Origin of the sequence: Streptomyces sp. NRRL B-1347 (assembly GCF_000720325.1) — a bacterium.
Classification (GTDB): domain Bacteria; phylum Actinomycetota; class Actinomycetes; order Streptomycetales; family Streptomycetaceae; genus Streptomyces.
Genome location: NZ_JOJM01000006.1, coordinates 156,998 through 174,453, shown reverse-complemented (window position 1 = coordinate 174,453; position 17,456 = coordinate 156,998). Strand labels below are relative to the sequence as shown.

At 71.5% G+C, this 17,456-nt stretch carries 15 protein-coding genes; 7 read left to right on the top strand and 8 right to left on the bottom strand.

Annotated features, from left to right (window positions below; translation table 11 throughout):
• Positions 1 to 28: 28 nt before the first annotated feature.
• Positions 29 to 1,720 (top strand): LCP family protein, encoded by a 1,692-nt coding sequence (locus IG74_RS0109355; protein WP_030672685.1) that lies wholly within the window; start codon positions 29 to 31, stop codon positions 1,718 to 1,720.
• Between the two features lie 33 nt (positions 1,721 to 1,753).
• Here the strand turns inward: IG74_RS0109355 and IG74_RS0109350 are convergent, their stop codons facing one another.
• Positions 1,754 to 2,809 carry a glycosyltransferase family 2 protein gene (locus tag IG74_RS0109350; protein ID WP_030672683.1) on the bottom strand — a complete coding sequence of 352 codons (1,056 nt, stop codon included), beginning with the start codon at positions 2,807 to 2,809 and terminating at the stop codon, positions 1,754 to 1,756.
• 312 nt (positions 2,810 to 3,121) lie between these two features.
• Between IG74_RS0109350 and IG74_RS0109345 the strand changes: the two genes are divergently transcribed.
• Positions 3,122 to 4,495, top strand: coding sequence for an LCP family protein (locus IG74_RS0109345; RefSeq protein ID WP_030672680.1), 1,374 nt, complete (start codon positions 3,122 to 3,124; stop codon positions 4,493 to 4,495).
• A gap of 245 nt (positions 4,496 to 4,740) precedes the next feature.
• Here the strand turns inward: IG74_RS0109345 and IG74_RS0109340 are convergent, their stop codons facing one another.
• Complete coding sequence (locus IG74_RS0109340; RefSeq protein WP_030672677.1) at positions 4,741 to 5,289, bottom strand: acyl-CoA thioesterase; 549 nt, start codon at positions 5,287 to 5,289, stop codon at positions 4,741 to 4,743.
• Positions 5,290 to 5,418: 129 nt separating this feature from the next.
• Here IG74_RS0109340 and IG74_RS0109335 point away from each other — a divergent pair, with 129 nt between their 5' ends.
• Both IG74_RS0109335 and IG74_RS0109330 read left to right on the top strand, forming a co-directional pair.
• Positions 5,419 to 6,738 carry an LCP family protein gene (locus IG74_RS0109335; RefSeq protein ID WP_030672675.1) on the top strand — a complete coding sequence of 440 codons (1,320 nt, stop codon included), beginning with the start codon at positions 5,419 to 5,421 and terminating at the stop codon, positions 6,736 to 6,738.
• Between the two features lie 161 nt (positions 6,739 to 6,899).
• Positions 6,900 to 8,021 (top strand): dipeptidase, encoded by a 1,122-nt coding sequence (locus IG74_RS0109330; RefSeq protein ID WP_030672672.1) that lies wholly within the window; start codon positions 6,900 to 6,902, stop codon positions 8,019 to 8,021.
• A gap of 28 nt (positions 8,022 to 8,049) precedes the next feature.
• Here IG74_RS0109330 and IG74_RS0109325 read toward each other — a convergent pair whose 3' ends face one another.
• Entirely contained in the window at positions 8,050 to 9,375 is a 1,326-nt protein-coding gene (locus IG74_RS0109325) for a UDP-glucose dehydrogenase family protein (protein WP_030672669.1), read from the bottom strand.
• Between the two features lie 220 nt (positions 9,376 to 9,595).
• On the opposite strand from IG74_RS0109325, the gene IG74_RS0109320 reads away from it, so the two are divergent.
• Positions 9,596 to 10,753: an acyl-CoA dehydrogenase family protein gene (locus tag IG74_RS0109320; RefSeq protein WP_030672667.1), complete on the top strand. Its 1,158-nt coding sequence runs from the start codon at positions 9,596 to 9,598 to the stop codon at positions 10,751 to 10,753.
• 305 nt (positions 10,754 to 11,058) lie between these two features.
• Positions 11,059 to 11,250, top strand: coding sequence for a hypothetical protein (locus IG74_RS54655; RefSeq protein WP_030672664.1), 192 nt, complete (start codon positions 11,059 to 11,061; stop codon positions 11,248 to 11,250).
• 6 nt (positions 11,251 to 11,256) lie between these two features.
• Here IG74_RS54655 and IG74_RS0109310 read toward each other — a convergent pair whose 3' ends face one another.
• From IG74_RS0109310 to IG74_RS0109295, 4 genes are all read right to left on the bottom strand, one after another.
• Positions 11,257 to 12,177 (bottom strand): alpha/beta fold hydrolase, encoded by a 921-nt coding sequence (locus IG74_RS0109310; protein ID WP_030672661.1) that lies wholly within the window; start codon positions 12,175 to 12,177, stop codon positions 11,257 to 11,259.
• Between the two features lie 142 nt (positions 12,178 to 12,319).
• Positions 12,320 to 13,516, bottom strand: a complete 1,197-nt coding sequence (locus IG74_RS0109305; RefSeq protein ID WP_030672657.1) for a dipeptidase — start codon at positions 13,514 to 13,516, stop codon at positions 12,320 to 12,322.
• Positions 13,517 to 13,555: 39 nt separating this feature from the next.
• Positions 13,556 to 14,083: a 5-(carboxyamino)imidazole ribonucleotide mutase gene (purE, locus tag IG74_RS0109300; protein WP_030672654.1), complete on the bottom strand. Its 528-nt coding sequence runs from the start codon at positions 14,081 to 14,083 to the stop codon at positions 13,556 to 13,558.
• Positions 14,080 to 15,231 (bottom strand): 5-(carboxyamino)imidazole ribonucleotide synthase, encoded by a 1,152-nt coding sequence (locus tag IG74_RS0109295; protein WP_107058910.1) that lies wholly within the window; start codon positions 15,229 to 15,231, stop codon positions 14,080 to 14,082. Before IG74_RS0109295 ends, purE begins: the two co-directional genes overlap by 4 nt.
• Positions 15,232 to 15,490: 259 nt before the next feature.
• Between IG74_RS0109295 and IG74_RS0109290 the strand changes: the two genes are divergently transcribed.
• Positions 15,491 to 16,021 carry a GtrA family protein gene (locus tag IG74_RS0109290; RefSeq protein ID WP_030672647.1) on the top strand — a complete coding sequence of 177 codons (531 nt, stop codon included), beginning with the start codon at positions 15,491 to 15,493 and terminating at the stop codon, positions 16,019 to 16,021.
• A gap of 43 nt (positions 16,022 to 16,064) precedes the next feature.
• On the opposite strand, the gene IG74_RS0109285 is transcribed toward IG74_RS0109290, so the two are convergent.
• A complete protein-coding gene (locus IG74_RS0109285; RefSeq protein ID WP_030672644.1) occupies positions 16,065 to 17,336 on the bottom strand; it encodes an ATP-binding protein in 1,272 nt (423 codons plus the stop codon).
• Positions 17,337 to 17,456 lie beyond the last annotated feature (120 nt).

Here is a 17,456-nt window from a genome sequence, read left to right as displayed (position 1 = left end):
TGGGAAGCACGGCGGGGAGGGACAGGGGATGGGGCAGAACAGCGTGCGTGGGGAGGGAGTGTCCTCGGGGGCGGACACTCACGACGCCACGAGTGAGCGGTCCCGCGCGGTAGGCGGCGGTCCGGAGAGCGACACCGGGGACGCGAAGCCGAGCGCGCGGGACACCGAGGGCAAGCAGCGGCCCCACAGAAAAGGGGCCAAGGGCTCCACCAGCCGTACGCGGCGCGCGGCACCCCGGCGCAAACGGCGCGTGCTCCGCTGGTCGGCGACCGTCCTCGCGGTGCTGATACTCGGCACGGCCGGCGCCGGATACCTGTACTACCAGCACCTCAACAGCAACCTGGAGACCGACGACCTGAACCTGGGCGACCACCGGGCGCCCGCGCCCACGCCCAACGCCGAGGGCCAGACCCCGCTGAACATCCTCCTGATCGGCTCGGACGCGCGGGACTCCAAGGAGAACCAGAAGCTCGGCGGCGCCAAGGACACCTTCGGCGGCCCTCCGCTCGCGGACGTGCAGATGCTGCTCCACCTCTCGGCGGACCGCAGCAACATGTCGATGATCAGCATGCCCCGCGACACGCTCCTGACGATCCCCAAGTGCACGGACCCGGACGACGGCAAGGTGTACGAGGAGACCGGGCCGCGCACGATGACGAACGAGTCCCTGGGGCGCGGCGGCCCCGGCTGCACGGTCGCCACCTGGGAGAAGCTGACCAACATCCGCATCGACCACTTCATGATGGTCGACTTCTCCGGCGTGGTGTCGATGGCCGACGCCATCGGCGGCGTCCCCGTGTGCGTGGACAAGAACATCCACTCGCGCACCAGCGCGGGCAAGGGCTCCGGCCTGAAGCTGCCCAAGGGCACCTCGAAGATCCAGGGCGAGCAGGCGCTCCAGTGGCTGCGCACGCGCTACGGCTTCGAGGACGGCAGCGACATCGGCCGCGCCAAGGCCCAGCACATGTACATGAACTCGCTGGTCCGCACGCTCCGCGACAACGCGAGCCTGACCAGCCCCAACCGGCTGCGCAAGCTCGCCGAGAACGCCACGAAGGCCCTGAAGGTCGACCCGGGCCTCGGCTCGGTCCTGAAGCTCTACGACCTCGGCAACGAGCTGAAGAAGGTCTCGCCGGAGCGCACGACGATGACCACGATGCCGTTCGAGTACTCCGGTTCGCGCGTGGTGCCCAAGCCGGGCGATGCCGAGCAGCTGTTCCGCCTCGTACGCGACGACATCTCCCTGGACGGCAAGGACAAGAAGGAGAAGAAGGCGAAGGAGAAGCCGTCCGACGACCCGGCAGCGCCGGACGCCGACATCGCGGTGCAGATCCAGAACGGCACCCGCACGGCCACCGAGCCGCCGGTCAGCGGCCGGGCGAGCGCGGTCGCGCAGCTGCTCGCGGCCGGGGGCTTCACCAAGGCGGCGCCGGACACGGCGACGGCCCTCACGGAGGCCAGGACGGTGGTCCGCTATCCGACGGTGGACCTGGAGGGCGACGCCCAGCGGGTCGCGAAGTCCCTCGGCCTGCCACTGAGCGCGGCCAAGAGGTCGACCGACGTCTCCGGCGTCACGCTGGTCGTGGGCGCCGACTGGCGCACGGGCGACAAGCCGGAGAAGTCGAAGAAGCAGGACGACTCGACGCCGAAGTCGGCGGACGCCCTGAACGGCTCCGACAAGAAGGCCTGTATGAAGGTGGACCCGAACTTCACCTGGTGAGGCGGGAGTCCGGGTCCCTGCTCCGGCCCCGGATCAGGCTTCCTGGGGCTTCCGGTCCGTGCCGATGACCGCGGGGCGGCGCGAGGCGATGACCTTCTTGGCGAGCGAGCGGGGGCTGGTGAGGAATCCCCAGCCCCACGACATGTGCATCGTCGCGAGGGCCACCGGGATCTGCAGGCGCGCCTTCAGGGGCAGTCCCTTGCCCGCGGGCACGGAACCGGCGGCGATGGCCGCCAGATAGCCGCCGGGGATCACCAGGCCCCACGGCGTCAGGGCGGCGCCCACGACCAGGCCCGCGGCGATGGCGCACACGGCCGTCGGCGGCGCGAGGTAGCGCAGGTTGATGGAGCCCTCGTGGTAGCGGGCGACGACGTGCCGCCAGCGGCCGTAGTCCTTGTACTGCTTGGCGAGGGCCTTCACGCTCGGGCGCGGCCGGTAGGAGACCTTCAGCTCCGGCGAGAACCAGATGAGGCCGCCCGCCTCGCGGATGCGGAAGTTCAGCTCCCAGTCCTGGGCGCGGATGAACTCCTCGTTGTAGCCGCCCTGCTGTTCGAGGGCCTCGCGGCGGAAGACGCCCAGATAGACCGTCTCGGCCTGCTGGGCGTCGCCGCCCGTGTGGAAGGCGGCGTTCCCCACGCCGATCTTCGAGGTCATGGCGGCGGCGACGGCGTGCTCCCAGTCGTTCTCGCCCTCGGCGTGCATGATGCCGCCGACGTTCATCGCGCCGGTCTCCTCCAGGAGGCGCACCGCGGTCGTGATGTAACCCGGCGAGAGCGCGGCATGGCCGTCGACGCGCACCACGATCGGGTGACGCGAGGCCTTGATCGCCGCGTTCAGGGCCGCGGGCGTACGCCCCGTGGGGTTCGGGACCGTGTGCACGCGGACGCGTTGATCAGATGCGGTCTCGGCGACCAGCTCGGCGGCGATCTCGTCCGTGCGGTCGGTGGAGGGGCCGAGTGCGACGACGACCTCCATCTCACCCGCGTACTCCTGCTTGAGGATCGCGTGGACGGCTTCGCGCAGATGCCGCTCCTCATTGAGGACCGGCATGATCACGGAGACGGCGGGAGGCTGACCGTCAGAATTCACGTGCGGAGTTTCCTTCTCGTCTCGCGGCCCGGGATCCCGGGGGACGCCCCCGGAAAGTGCAGCATCGGGCGTCACGTTACCGCGAACGGGGGACACGGGCGCGCGCCGTCCGGGTCGCTACCCCGGGCCGCAGATCGTATGGGCCTACGGTTCTGGCGTCCCCCGGCTCAAGCCGCGACCGCGGAGGTGTCCTCGCACGTGCCCGCACCGCACCGCTCCCCCGCCCCGCCCCCGCGCCGGCCCCACCCGCCGCGGCCGCCGCGCCCCCCGGTGCGACCGGCGGCCAGGCGGAGGGGGCGGCCACGCTGGGCGATGCGGATCACGACGGCGCTGTCCGTCACGGTGCTCGGTGCCGCCGGGATCGGGCACTCCGTGGTCTCCAGCCTGGACACCGGCATCCGGCGCGTCGACGCCTTCAAGGACATGAAGAACCGGCCCGAGGGCAGCCACGGTACGAACGTGCTGCTCGTTGGCACGGACGGGCGCGACAAGATCAGCCGCGCGGAGAAGCAGAAGTACCGGCTGGGCGGCGCGCCCTGCCACTGCACGGACACGATCATGATCGTGCACATCTCGGACGACCGGGAGCGCGCCAGCGTGGTCAGCCTGCCCCGGGACTCGTACGCGGAGCTGCCCCCGCACGTCGACCAGAACTCGCGCAAGCACCACAGGTCGCACCCCGTGAAGATCAACGCGGCGTACGCGGAGGGCGGCCCGAACCTCACGGTCCGCACGGTCGAGCGCATGACCAAGGTGAAGATCGACCACTATCTGGAGGTCGACTTCACCAGCTTCATGAAGACGGTCGACGTCGTCGGCGGCGTGGAGATCTGCACCGCGCGCCCCCTGAAGGACACCTACACCGGCCTCGACCTGCCCGTCGGCACCCACCAGCTGGGCGGCGGCGAGGCGCTTCAGTACGTACGGTCGCGGCACATCGACGGGGCCGCCGACCTCGGGCGGATGCAGCGCCAGCAGCGGTTCCTCGCGGCGCTCATCGCGAAGGCGACGAGCAGCGGCGTGCTGTTGAATCCGGTCAAGTTCCGTGACGTCACGAAGACGCTGCTCGGCTCCGTGCGGGCCGACAAGGGCTTCGGCACGGAGGACATGCTGGCGCTCGGCCGGGCCATGCGGAACTTCTCGCCGTCGTCGTCGGAGTTCACGACCGTGCCGCTGGCCCGCAAGGGGCAGCTGATCCCCGGCGTCGGGTCGACGCTGAAGTGGGACCCGGAGAAGTCCGCGAAGCTGTTCCAGGCGCTGCGCGACGACAAGCCGCTGGCTCCGCACCAGGAGCGGCGGAAGGTGGCGCTCGTGCCGGTGTCCCCGGAGCAGATCCGGGTGCAGGTGGACAACGGCACGCGGACGTCCGGGCTCGGGCGGCGGGTCGACTCGGCGCTACGGAGGTCCGGCTTCCGCACCACCGGGGTGCCCGGCTCCGTCCCGCTCGCCCCCGGCGCCGGGCCGCTCGCCCGTACGGTCGTCGCCTACGACCCGCGCTGGGACCGCTCCGCGAAGTCCCTGGCCACGGCGCTGCCCGGCTGCGAGATGCGGCGGGTGAACGGGCAGGGGCCGCTGCTGAAGGTCCTTGCGGGGGCGGACTTCCGGGGCGTCAGGGCGGTCCGGGCGCAGGACGCCCACCAGGGCGAATTCGGCGCCATCACCGGCGACCAGGTCGTCTGCCCATAGCCCTGCGCCGGGCCCCCTCCCCGGTGCCGCGCTTCGCGCGCCGGGACAGTCCCACTCACCTGCCCGCATCGGACAGGGCCTCGCGCAGCCCGGGAGACACGGTGGGGCGGCCGGGAAACCACCGCGGCAGCGGCGGACAACGGGAGCACCACCCGCAGCGCTCCGCGTCGGGGTCCGGCCGCGCGAAGCCGGGGAGAGACGGGTGGGCGGGTGGGAAAAGGAGGGCAGGGCCCCGGCCCCCCGGGTCAGTCGTCGTAGCCCTCCCGGGCCCGGGCCTCGCGGAGGTCCTTGATGGCCCGGCGCCGCGCCAGGCGGTGGGTGCGGCGGATCTGGGCCTCCTGGTAGCGGCGCCGGTCGCGGTCGGTCTCGGGCAGCACCGGCGGCACGAGCCGCGGCTTGCCGTCGGCGTCGACCGCGGCGAAGACGAGGTACGCGGAGCCCACCTGCTGCGCGGGCGTCGACTCGTTCCAGCGCTCGGCGAGCACCCGTACGCCGACCTCCATGGAGGTCCGTCCGGTCCAGTTGACCTGCGCTTTCACATGTACGAGGTCGCCGACGCGCACGGGTGAGAGGAAGGCCATCTCGTCCATGGACGCGGTGACCGCGGGCCCGCCGGAGTGGCGCCCGGCGACCGCGCCGGCCGCGTCGTCCACGAGCTTCATGATCACGCCACCGTGCACCGTGCCGAGGAGGTTGGTGTCGGCGTGGGTCATGATGTGGCTGAGGGTGGTGCGGGACACCGAGGTCGGCTTGCCCGGAATCTCCGACTCCGGACCAGTGGCCTGATCTGTCATGCCCTCCACCCTATGTCGGCGGGGGCACTGTGCCGGTTACGGGCGCATTGCCACAGCTCTGCAACAGGCGTGACCCGAAATCACGCCCTCCCTGTAAGGCACGGCGTGCGGCACTGCACACTAAGCCACATGAGCGATTGGCCAGACGCGCGGAACGGCAACAACGGAGACCGTCACGGGTACGGCAGCGGCAGCGCACAGCCCGACGGCGCCCGCGTGATGCGCCACGTCCAGCGGCCCGACGGGGTCCCGCGCCAGCCCTCGTACGACGACGACGTGTACGACGACCTGTACCGCGACCAGCGGGCCCAGCCGGGCCAGCAGCACGCCCAGGGCCCCGGCGGCCCCGAGGGCTACGACAGCGGCTACAACACCGGACAGGTGTACGGCCAGCCGTCCGGCCGCGGCCAGGCCCCCGGCGGCCCCCAGGGACCGCGCGGCCCGCAGGCCCCGCCGCGCCCGAAGCCCCCGGTGAACTGGAAGAAGCGGATCACCTGGGGCCTGGTCACGTTCCTCGCCGTGCTGATCGTGGTCTCCGTGAGCACGTACTTCTGGGCGGACTCCAAGCTCAAGCGCGAGGTCGACCTGTCGAAGGTGATCGAGCGGCCCGCGGGCGGCAAGGGCACGAACTACCTGATCGTCGGCTCGGACAGCCGCGCGGGCATGTCCGACGAGGAGAAGAAGAAGCTCCACACCGGCTCCGCCGAGGGCAAGCGCACCGACTCGATGATGATCCTGCACGTCGCGGACGACGGCGGGAACACGATGATCTCGCTGCCGCGCGACTCGAACGTCACGATCCCGTCCTTCAAGGGCGCCGAGTCCGGCAAGCTCTACCCGGCCACGGGCCGCCAGACGAAGCTGAACGCCGCGTACGCCGAGGACGGCCCCGAGCTGCTCGTCCGTACCGTCGAGGCCAACACGGGCCTGCGCATCGACCACTACGCGGAGATCGGCTTCGGCGGCTTCGCGAAGATCGTGGACTCGGTCGGCGGCGTCGAGATGAACATCCCGAAGGACTTCAAGGACAAGTGGTCGGGCGCCGACTTCAAGGCGGGCAAGCAGAAGCTGAGCGGCCAGGAGGCGCTCGCCTTCGTCCGCACCCGGCACGCCTTCGGCAGCGACCTGGAGCGTACGAAGAACCAGCAGAAGTTCCTCTCGGCCCTCGCCCACCAGGTGGCGACGCCCGGCACCGTCATGAATCCGTTCAAGCTCTACCCCACGATGGGCGCGGGCCTGGACACGCTGATCGTCGACAAGGACATGGGCCTGTTCGACGTGGCGTCGATGTTCTGGGCGATGAAGGGCATCACGGGCGGCGACGGCAAGTCCATGAACATGCCGATCTCGGGCTCGGTCGGCAGCAACCTCGTCTGGGACAAGGCGAAGGTCAAGCAGCTCGTCGAGCAGCTCAACAACGACGAGAAGGTGACCGTGTCGGGCAGCTGACCGGACACCCGAAGCCCGCGGGCCCCGCCGTCACCGACGGCGGGGCCCGCGGCGTTCCGGCGGCGGCATACCCCGAACGCCCCGCCCGCCGCGAAGCCCGGCGCTCTCCGTGCGACGGTGGTGGACCAGCGAGAAAGTGCCCACCGGACCGCGGAGCTGTCATGGCGGACCTGCAGGACGAATTCGACACCACCGCCGAGGCCGGGGAGCTCGACCGGCTCCCGGAGGCCGTACCAGGCGCCGGGGCGGCCGAGCCCGAACCGGACGCGCGCCTCGACGAGGCCGCCACCAAGGCCCGCGCCCTGCTGGCCGAGCATCCCGTCGCCGACGGCTACAGCGGCCTGCCCTGGGCCCTGCGGGGCCTGCCGTACTGCGACCTGGAGTCCGGAGACAGCTGTTTGGAGACCGATGTGCCAAGGCTGAGAGCGGGTGGCGTCGGCGCGCAGTTCTGGTCGCTGCACGTACCCGAGGAGATCGCCGGTGACCGCGCGGTCAGCGCGACCCTCGAACAGCTCGACCTGGTGCGGCACGTCGTCACCCGCCACGGGGACGACCTGCGGCTCGCCCGGGACGCGTCCGAGGCCGCCGACGCCCGCAACCACGGCCGGATCGCCACCGTCGTCGGCCCGGCGAGCGCCCGCGCCATCGGCGACTCCCTGGGCGCGCTGCGCTCGCTGCACGCGCTCGGCCTGAGCGTCCTCACGCTCGCCGACACGTCGTGGGCGGGCGGGGACGGCCTGAGCGCCTTCGGCGAGGAGGTCGTACGGGAGATGAACCGGCTCGGCGTCCTCGCCGATCTGTCCGGGGCGCCGGAGGGGACCGCGCGGCGGGTGCTCACGGTGTCCAGGGCGCCGGTCCTCTTCACCCGGTCCGGGGCGCGGGCGCTGCGCGAGCACCCCGCGAACCTCGGCGACGAGCTCCTCGCCGCCGTGGGCGCGGCCAAGGGCCTGTGTCTGGTGCCGCTCGCGGCCGAGCAGACGGGGACCTCGGTGCGGGACGTCGTGAGCCATCTGGAGCACGTGCGCCGGATCGCCGGGCCGGAGTGCGTCGGGATCGCCGGGACGTACGACACCACGGCCGCGCACCCCGAGGAGCTCGACGACGCCTCGCGCTTCCCGCGGCTCGTCGCCGAGCTGCTCGGGCAGGGCTGGAGCGACGCCGAGATCGGGGCGCTCACCTGGGGCAACGTACAACGCGTGCTGCGCGGTGCGGACTTCACGGCCCGGGCCGCGCGGGAGCGCAGGGAGGCGTCGACGGCGACGATCAGCCGCCTCGACGGCTAGCCGGGACGGGCGGGCGCCGGGGGCCGCGTCAGGCCGCGGGCCTGCCCATGGCCCGGTAGGTCCAGCCCGCGGCGCGCCAGGCCTCCGGGTCGAGGGCGTTGCGCCCGTCGAGCAGCACCCGGTGCCCCGTCACGGCGCCGAGCGCCTCGGGGTCGAGGTCGCGGAACTCCCGCCACTCCGTGAGGTGCAGGACGACGTCGGCGCCGCGGACCGCCTCCTCGGCGGACGCGGCGTACCCGAGCGTCGGGAAGAGGCGGCGGGCGTTGTCCATGCCCTTGGGGTCGTAGACGGTGACCTGGCCGCCCTGGAGGTGGATCTGCCCGGCCACGTTCAGGGCGGGCGAGTCGCGCACGTCGTCCGAGTCCGGCTTGAACGTCGCGCCGAGCACGGCCACCCGCTTGCCGAGGAAGGAGCCGCCGCCGACGGCCTCGCGGGCCAGCTCCACCATGTGCCCGCGGCGGCGCATGTTGATGGAGTCGACCTCGCGCAGGAAGGTGAGGGCCTGGTCGGCGCCCAGCTCGCCGGCGCGCGCCATGAACGCGCGGATGTCCTTGGGCAGACAGCCGCCGCCGAAGCCGATCCCGGCGCGCAGGAACTTGGCGCCGATGCGGTCGTCGTACCCGAGCGCCTCGGCCAGCCTCACCACGTCGCCGCCCGCGGCCTCGCACACCTCGGCCATGGCGTTGATGAAGGAGATCTTCGTGGCGAGGAAGGAGTTGGCGGAGGTCTTCACGAGCTCGGCCGTCGGGAAGTCCGTCACGACGAAGGGCGCGCCCTCGGCGACCGGCTTCGCGTACACGTCGCGCAGCAGCTTCTCGGCCCGCTCGCTGTCCACGCCGACCACGATCCGGTCCGGGTGCAGCGTGTCGTTCACGGCGAAGCCCTCGCGCAGGAACTCCGGGTTCCACGCCAGCTCCGTGCCCTCGGGCAGCAGCGCGGACAGGCGCTGCGCCGAGCCGACCGGCACCGTCGACTTGCCGACGACCAGCGCGCCCGGCCGCAGGTGTGGGGCGAGGGAGGAGAAGGCGGCGTCGACGTAGCTCATGTCGCAGGCGTACTCGCCGTGCTTCTGGGGGGTGTTGACACAGATGAAGTGGACGTCGCCGAACTCGGCGACCTCCGCCCAGTCCATGGTGAAGCGCAGTCGGCCGGTGGCGCCCTCGATGCCCTGGACGTGGGCGCGCAGGAGGTCTTCGAGGCCCGGCTCGTACATGGGGACCTCGCCCCGTGTGAGCATCTCGATCTTCTCCGGCACGACGTCGAGCCCGAGGACCTCGAAGCCGAGCTCCGCCATGGCCGCGGCGTGCGTGGCGCCGAGGTAGCCGGTGCCGATCACGGTGATCTTCAGGGCCATGAGGTGCTCCAGGGGTGTACTGGCCGGGGTGCGCTGCCCGAGCATAGTCGGGCCGCGGTCAGGCGTGCCCGGGGCTCTCACCGGGCACGATTCCCCCTGTCGTCAAGCTCACGTATCGGTGGCGCGGACGGCGCCCTAAACTTCGGGTACCCATCGTGTTACTTAACGGTAATTAGCAAGGGTGACTAGCGTCCACAGCGTCCTTGGAGCGTGAGAGACCTTGGCCGGATCGGCTGACTTCGACCTGTACCGCCCGTCCGAGGAGCACGTCATGCTCCGCGACACGATCCGCTCGCTCGCCGAGTCGAAGATCGCGCCGTTCGCCGCCGCCGTCGACGAGGAGTCCCGCTTCCCGCAGGAGGCCCTGGACGCCCTGGTGGCCGCCGACCTGCACGCGGTGCACGTACCGGAGAGCTACGGCGGCGCGGGCGCCGACGCGCTCGCCACGGTCATCGTGATCGAGGAGGTGGCCCGCGTCTGCGCGTCGTCCTCCCTCATCCCGGCCGTGAACAAGCTGGGCTCGCTGCCCGTGATCCTCTCCGGCTCCGAGGAGCTGAAGAAGAAGTACATGACGCCGCTGGCCAAGGGCGACGGCATGTTCTCGTACTGCCTCTCGGAGCCGGACGCGGGCTCGGACGCGGCGGGCATGAAGACCAAGGCCGTGCGCGACGGCGACTCCTACGTGCTGAACGGCGTGAAGCGCTGGATCACCAACGCGGGCGTCTCCGACTACTACACGGTCATGGCCGTCACCGACCCCGAGAAGCGCTCCAAGGGCATCAGCGCCTTCGTCGTGGAGAAGGGCGACGAGGGCGTCTCCTTCGGCGCCCCGGAGAAGAAGCTCGGCATCAAGGGCTCGCCGACCCGCGAGGTCTACCTGGACAACGTCCGCATCCCCGCCGACCGCATGATCGGCGAGGAGGGCACGGGCTTCGCCACGGCGATGAAGACGCTCGACCACACCCGCATCACGATCGCCGCCCAGGCCCTCGGCATCGCCCAGGGCGCCCTGGACTACGGCAAGGGCTACGTCCAGGAGCGCAAGCAGTTCGGCAAGCCGATCGCCGACTTCCAGGGCATCCAGTTCATGCTCGCCGACATGGCGATGAAGATCTCCGCCGCCCGCGCCCTGACCTACCAGGCCGCGGCCGCCTCCGAGCGCGGCGACGCCGACCTCACCTACCTCGGCGCCGCGGCCAAGTGCTTCGCCTCCGACATCGCCATGGAGGTCACCACGGACGCCGTCCAGCTCCTCGGCGGCTACGGCTACACCCGTGACTACCCGGTCGAGCGCATGATGCGCGACGCCAAGATCACGCAGATTTACGAAGGCACGAATCAGGTGCAGCGGATCGTGATGGCACGCAACCTGCCGTAACACCGCTCGCGTCGCCCCCTTTCCGCAGCCGCGGGAAGGGGGCGACTGCCGTGTGGGGCAGGCGAGTTGGGGACCCCCGCCCCACCGGACGATCACCCGATCTGCACAATCAGCCACATGGCTCTTACACCAACTCCCAGGACCGTCAACGCCGATGACGTCCCCGCGCTCAGCGCGACGCTGACCCGGGCCTTCGCGACCGACCCGATGATGCGGTGGCTGTTCCCCGACGACAGCACCCGCGAGGAGCGCCTGGAGCGGTACTTCGCCACGCTCTACACGCGCCACTACGGGCCCAACGGCCTGTGCGAGCGGACCGGTTCGGGCGCCTCCTTCTGGCTGCCGTCGCCGACGCGGAGGGCAGGCCCGCCTACCTGGAGTCGTCCAAGGCCGACAACATCCCGTTCTACGAGCACTTCGGCTTCGCGGTGCGGCGCGAGCTGAGCCTGCCGCTCGACGCCCGGCCGGTTTGGCTGATGTGGCGGGACGCCCGCTAGGGCCCCTCAGCCGAAGAACTCCGTCAGCTCCGCCGTCACCTGCTCCGGCTGCTCCTCGGGGAGGTAGTGGCCGCTGTCCGCGATCCGCTCGACGCGGACGTCCGAGGCGTGGCCGGGCAGGACGGCGCTCAGGTAGTCGTAGTTGTGGTGGCCCGCGAGCGCGAGGACGGGGGCGCTCACCCGGTCGTACGTCTCGAAGTCGTCGATGTCCCGCAGGAACGACTGGTACCAGGCGTTGCCCGCGCGCATCGCGTCGGGCGTGGCGTAGGCCGCGGCGTACACCGCGCGCGAGCGCTCGTCGATCGAGGACTGGTCCTTGAGCATGTAGCCGAAGAGCCAGTCGTTGAGGATGCCGATCCGGCCGTCGAGCAGTCGCTCCGGCAGGCCCTTGACCTGGTTGAACGCGAACCACCACAGGTAGATGCCGGGAGCGGTCTCCCAGTCGGTCCCGGCGTCGACGGCCGGGAGCAGGGTGAGCCCGCGCAGGCTCGGGTCCGGGTGCGCCACGTCCAGGAGGGCCAGCTTCCGGGTGGCCTCGGGGTGGTTGGCGGCGAAGGAGTGGGCGACCATCGCGCCGATGTCGTGCCCGGCGACGTGCACGCGGTCGTGGCCGAGGTGGCGGACCAGCTCGTACACGTCCTGGGCCATCGTCTTCTTGTCGTAGCCGGACGCGGGCTTCGACGAGCCGCCCATGCCGCGCAGGTCCACGGCGATGACGCGGTAGCGGCGCGCGAGGGCCGGCATGACCTTGTGGAACTGCCACCAGGTCTGCGGCCAGCCGCCGAGCAGGACGAGCGGGTCGCCGCTGCCGCCCGCCACGTAGTGCAGCCGGACGCCGTTCACCTCGGCGTGCGCGCTGGTGAAGTCGCCCTCCAGGGAACGGGCCAGCTCCTCGTCGGTGGGCACGGTGTTCGCGGTGTCGGACATGACGTCTCCTCGGAGAGTTTTGGACTGCTCAGTTCATTACCCCTGCGAGGACGGTAACCCATATGGACTGATCGTTCAAGAATGAAGGACGGCGAAAGGGCGCGGCCCAAGAGCCGCGCCCTTCACCTCCGATGACGCCCCGTCAGCCGTCCAGCTGCTCCAGGGTCGCGATCGACGGGCCCCTGCGGGCCTGGGCGTCCCGGGCCACGTCCTCCGCCGCGCCGAGCACCCGGACCGCGTTCTGCCAGGTCAGCTTGGCGAGGTCGGGCGCGGACCAGCCGCGGTCGAGGAGCTCCGCGACGAGGTTCGGATAGCCGGAGACGTCGTCGAGGCCGGACGGGGTGAACGCCGTGCCGTCGTAGTCCCCGCCGATGCCGATGTGGTCGATGCCCGCGACCTCGCGCATGTGGTCGAGGTGGTCGGCGACCGTGGCGGCGGTGGCGATCGGGCGCGGGGTCGACTCCTCGAAGGCCGCGTGCACCTTCATGGCCTCCGGGGTGGTGTCCAGGTGGTGGAAGCCGTGCGCCCGCATGTTGTCGTCGGCCGCGAGGGTCCAGTCGACCGCTGCCTGGAGGACGAACTTCGGGACGAAGGTCGCCATCGCCACGCCGCCGTTGGCGGGCAGCCGCTCCAGGACGTCGTCCGGGACGTTGCGCGGGTGGTCGCAGACCGCGCGCGCCGAGGAGTGCGAGAAGATCACCGGCGCCTCGGAGGTGTCCAGGGCCGCCCGCATCGTGGTCGCCGCCACGTGCGAGAGGTCCACCAGCATGCCGAGGCGGTTCATCTCCCGGACCACCTCGTGGCCGAACGCGGACAGGCCGCCGACGCCCGGGGCGTCCGTCGCCGAGTCCGCCCAGGCGATGTTGTCGTTGTGCGTCAGCGTCATGTAGCGCACGCCGAGCGCGTACAACGCCCGCAGCGTGGCGAGGGAGTTGTTGATCGAGTGGCCGCCCTCGGCGCCCATCAGGGACGCGATGCGGCCCTCCGCGCGGGCCGCCTCCATGTCGGCGGCGGTCAGCGCGCGGCGCAGCTCGGCCGGGTGGCGGTCGAGCAGCCTGCGCACGCAGTCGATCTGTTCGAGCGTCGCGCTGACCGCGTCGTCGCCCGCCATGTCGGTGCGCACGTACACCGACCAGTACTGCGCGCCGACGCCGCCGGCGCGCAGCCGGGCCAGGTCCGTGTGGAGCCGGCCCGTCTGGTCGGCGGCGACGTCCAGGCGGTCGAGGTCGTACCCGGCCTTCTCGCGCAGCGCCCACGGCAGGTCGTTGTGACCGTCCACGACGGGGAACTCGGCGAGCAGGGAACGGGCTCGGTCCAGGGAGTCGGGCAGCTTCGTCATGCGATCACTGTTCCGTCGATCGCGCGCGCTGTCACGGGGTCACTTCCCGAAGCCGAAGCCGGAACCCGCGCCCTCGACCTTGGCGCGCAGGCGCTTGCCCTTCTCGGTCGCCTGGTCGTTCAGCTCCTGCTGGAACTCCCGCATCCGGCCGAGCAGTTCGGGGTCGTGCGCGGCGAGCATCCGGGCGGCGAGCAGGCCCGCGTTGCGCGCGCCGCCCACCGAGACCGTCGCGACCGGCACGCCCGCGGGCATCTGCACGATGGAGAGCAGGGAGTCCATGCCGTCGAGGTACTTCAGCGGGACCGGGACGCCGATCACGGGCAGCGGGGTCACCGACGCCAGCATGCCGGGCAGGTGCGCGGCGCCGCCCGCGCCCGCGACGATCGCCTTCAGGCCGCGCTCCGCGGCCTGCTCGCCGTACGCGATCATCTCGTGCGGCATGCGGTGCGCGGAGACGACGTCGACCTCGTAGGGGATCTCGAACTCGTCGAGGGCCTTGGCGGCGGCCTCCATGACGGGCCAGTCGGAGTCGGAGCCCATGACGATGCCGACAACGGGAGTGCTCATTCGGTGATGGTCCCTCTGAGGTAGCCGGCAGCGTGACGGGCGCGGTCGAGTACCTCGTCCAGGTCGTCGCCGTAGGTGTTGACGTGTCCGACCTTGCGGCCGGGCTTCACGTCCTTGCCGTACATGTGGATCTTCAGCTGCGGGTCGCGCGCCATGCAGTGCAGGTACGCGGTGTACATGTCGGGGTAGTCGCCGCCCAGGACGTTCGCCATGACCGTCCACTTCGCGCGCGGGCGCGGGTCGCCCAGGGGCAGGTCGAGGACCGCCCGGACGTGGTTGGCGAACTGGGAGGTCACGGCGCCGTCCTGGCTCCAGTGGCCGGAATTGTGCGGTCGCATCGCGAGCTCGTTGACCAGGACGCGGCCGTCGCGGGTCTCGAACAGCTCGACGGCGAGGTGCCCGACCACGCCGAGCTCCTGGGCCACGCGCAGGGCCAGCTCCTGGGCCTGACCGGCCAGTTCGTCGCTGAGGTCGGGGGCGGGCGCGATCACGGTGTCGCAGACGCCGTCGACCTGCCGGGACTCCACGACCGGGTACGCGACGGCCTGGCCGTGCGGCGAGCGCACGACGTTCGCGGCCAGCTCCCTGGCGAAGTCGACCATCTCCTCCGCCAGGACCGGCACGCCCGCCCTGAACGGCTCGGCGGCGTCGGCTGCGGAGCGTACGACCCAGACGCCCTTGCCGTCGTACCCGCCGCGGACGGTCTTCAGGATGACCGGGAACCCGTCACCCTCCGTGGCGCCCTCCGCCGCGAAGGCCACGACGTCCGCCGGGTCCTCCACGATGCGGTGGCGGGGGCAGGGCACCCCGAGCTCGTCCAGCTTCGCGCGCATCACCCCCTTGTCCTGGGCGTGCACCAATGCGTCGGGCCCCGGACGCACGGGGATGCCGTCCGCCTCCAGGGCCCGTAGATGCTCGGTGGGTACGTGTTCGTGATCGAAGGTGATCACGTCGCAGCCCCGCGCGAAGTCACGCAGCGTGTCCAGGTCGCGATAGTCGCCGATGACGACGTCGCTGACGACCTGCGCCGCGGAATCCTGCGGAGTGTCACTGAGGAGCTTGAACCTGATGCCTAGCGGGATGCCCGCCTCGTGGGTCATACGAGCGAGCTGCCCCCCGCCGACCATGCCGACTACCGGGAACGTCACACCCACAGGGTATCGGCCATCCGGGAACGGCCCGATCCCGTGCTCCGGCGTCACAGGCGTGCCACGGAATGAGCGGCGTCCCCGCGCGCCGGAGGGAGGGGCTGGTTAGCATGGCTGGGTTGACGCGACCGGGGAAACCGCACACGAGGCGGCAGCGCGATCGGCAGCACGGCACGACCGGCACGACCGGCCGGTACGACCGACGGACACCGGGAACACGACCGATGGACACCAATCACGGGGGCTGGGGCGACCAACCATGACGGACCGAGGCGCACTGCGGGCGCGACTGGACCAGCTCGCGCGGGAAGTGGCCAAGTTCGGGGCCGTGGGCGCGGTGGGGACGCTGGTGAACTTCGCCGTCTTCAACCTCGTACGCCACCTCACCGACCTCCAGGTGGTGCGCGCCAGCGTCATCGCGACGGTGGTCGCGATCTGCTGCAACTACGTGGGGTTCCGCTACTTCACCTACCGTGACCGGGACAAGGGCGGCCGCACCAAGGAGCTGACGCTCTTCCTGCTGTTCAGCGTCGTCGGCCTGGTGATCGAGAACGGCGTCCTGTACGTCGCGACGTACGGGTTCGACTGGGACAGCAAGCTCCAGACGAACGTCTTCAAGTTCCTCGGCATGGGCATCGCCACGCTGTTCCGCTTCTGGTCCTACCGCACCTGGGTGTTCCGGGCCCTGCCCGCGCGCGCTGCGGTCGCGGATGCCGAATCGTTCCTGGAGGACGCCGAGGGGACCGACGGCGGTCGGCAGCCCGCATCGGGCGGGCGGCGCTCGGCCTGACCTGCGCCGACGAGGGTCCGTGCGGCGGTGCGACCCGGCGGCTTCAGCGCACGGTCTCGCCCTCGTGGCGGTCTTCCCTGTGGACCGGCGTACGGGACAGGAACAGGCCGAACACCGGCGGCTTCCCTTGGAGCATCTCCAGGCGGCCCCCGTCCGCTTCGGCCAGATCCCGGGCCACGGCGAGGCCGATCCCTGTCGAATTGCGGCCGCTGATGGTGCGCTCGAAGATCCGCGCGCCGAGGTCGGCGGGCACGCCCGGGCCGCTGTCCGTGACCTCGATGACGGCCTGGTTGCCGGTGACGCGGGTGCGCAGGGCCACGGTGCCGCCGCCGTGCATCAGTGAGTTCTCGATCAGCGCCGCCAGGACCTGGGCGACCGCGCCCGGCGTGCCGACGGCCTGGAGGTGGCGCTTGCCGGAGCTGACGATGGCGCGGCCCGCGCTGCGGTAGGCGGGGCGCCACTCCTCCAGCTGCTGCTTGATCACCTCGTCCAGGTCGAAGGAGACCGCGGAGCCGGTGCGCGGGTCGCGGGAGTTGGTGAGCAGCCGCTCCACGACGTCGGTGAGCCGCTCCACCTGGGTCAGCGCGATCGTCGCCTCCTCCTTCACCGTGTCCAGGTCGTCGGTGACGGCGACCTCCTCCAGGCGCATGGAGAGGGCGGTCAGCGGGGTGCGCAGCTGGTGCGAGGCGTCGGCGGCGAGGCGGCGCTCGGCGGTGAGCATGCGGGCGATCCGCTCCGCGCTGGAGTCCAGGACGTCCGCGACCCGGTCGAGCTCCGGCACGCCGTAGCGGCGGTGGCGGGGGCGCGGGTCGCCCGAGCCAAGCCGCTCGGCGGTCTCCGCGAGGTCCGTGAGCGGGGACGCGAGGCGGTTCGCCTGGCGTACGGCGAGCAGGACCGCGGCCACGATGGCGAGCAGGGCCACGCCGCCGATGATCAGCAGGGTGCGGCCGACCTCCTGGGTGACGGCGGTGCGGGGCTCCTCGACGGTGACCTTCTCGCCCTCCTCGCCGTCCTCCGTGGCCCGGATGACGTCGCCCGTCGGGCGGGTGCCGACCTCGATGGGGGCGCGGCCGGGGATGTCGATGCGGGCGTACCGGTCCGTGTCCACCTGCTCCCGCAGGATCGCGCCGCTGACCCGCTCGTCGCTGATGAGGCGGCTGTCCACGATGCTCGCGAGGCGGACGGCCTCGGAGTTCACGCGCTCCTGGGCGCTGTTGCTGATCGTGCGGGTCTCGACGATCACGAGTGAGACGCCGAAGACGGCGATCACTACGAGTACGACTGCGAGGGTCGAGTTGATGAGACGACGACGCACGGGGCCCTCCGGCCGGGCAGGGGGACGGACCTGACCAGTGTGCCCCTCCCCTACGGGGGGCTGGTGCCGCCCGGCCCTTGCCCTGGCCTGGGCGGGGCCTCGTGTTCCGGTTGCTCGGCA

Coding starts and splice junctions, on each gene's coding strand:
- IG74_RS0109355 (WP_030672685.1), top strand. CDS start 29: ATGGGGCAGAACAGCGTGCGTGGGGAGGGAGTGTCCTCGGGGGCGGAC.
- IG74_RS0109345 (WP_030672680.1), top strand. CDS start 3,122: ATGCGGATCACGACGGCGCTGTCCGTCACGGTGCTCGGTGCCGCCGGG.
- IG74_RS0109340 (WP_030672677.1), bottom strand. CDS start 5,289: ATGACAGATCAGGCCACTGGTCCGGAGTCGGAGATTCCGGGCAAGCCG.
- IG74_RS0109335 (WP_030672675.1), top strand. CDS start 5,419: ATGAGCGATTGGCCAGACGCGCGGAACGGCAACAACGGAGACCGTCAC.
- IG74_RS0109330 (WP_030672672.1), top strand. CDS start 6,900: ATGGCGGACCTGCAGGACGAATTCGACACCACCGCCGAGGCCGGGGAG.
- IG74_RS0109325 (WP_030672669.1), bottom strand. CDS start 9,375: ATGGCCCTGAAGATCACCGTGATCGGCACCGGCTACCTCGGCGCCACG.
- IG74_RS0109310 (WP_030672661.1), bottom strand. CDS start 12,177: ATGTCCGACACCGCGAACACCGTGCCCACCGACGAGGAGCTGGCCCGT.
- IG74_RS0109305 (WP_030672657.1), bottom strand. CDS start 13,516: ATGACGAAGCTGCCCGACTCCCTGGACCGAGCCCGTTCCCTGCTCGCC.
- purE (WP_030672654.1), bottom strand. CDS start 14,083: ATGAGCACTCCCGTTGTCGGCATCGTCATGGGCTCCGACTCCGACTGG.
- IG74_RS0109290 (WP_030672647.1), top strand. CDS start 15,491: ATGACGGACCGAGGCGCACTGCGGGCGCGACTGGACCAGCTCGCGCGG.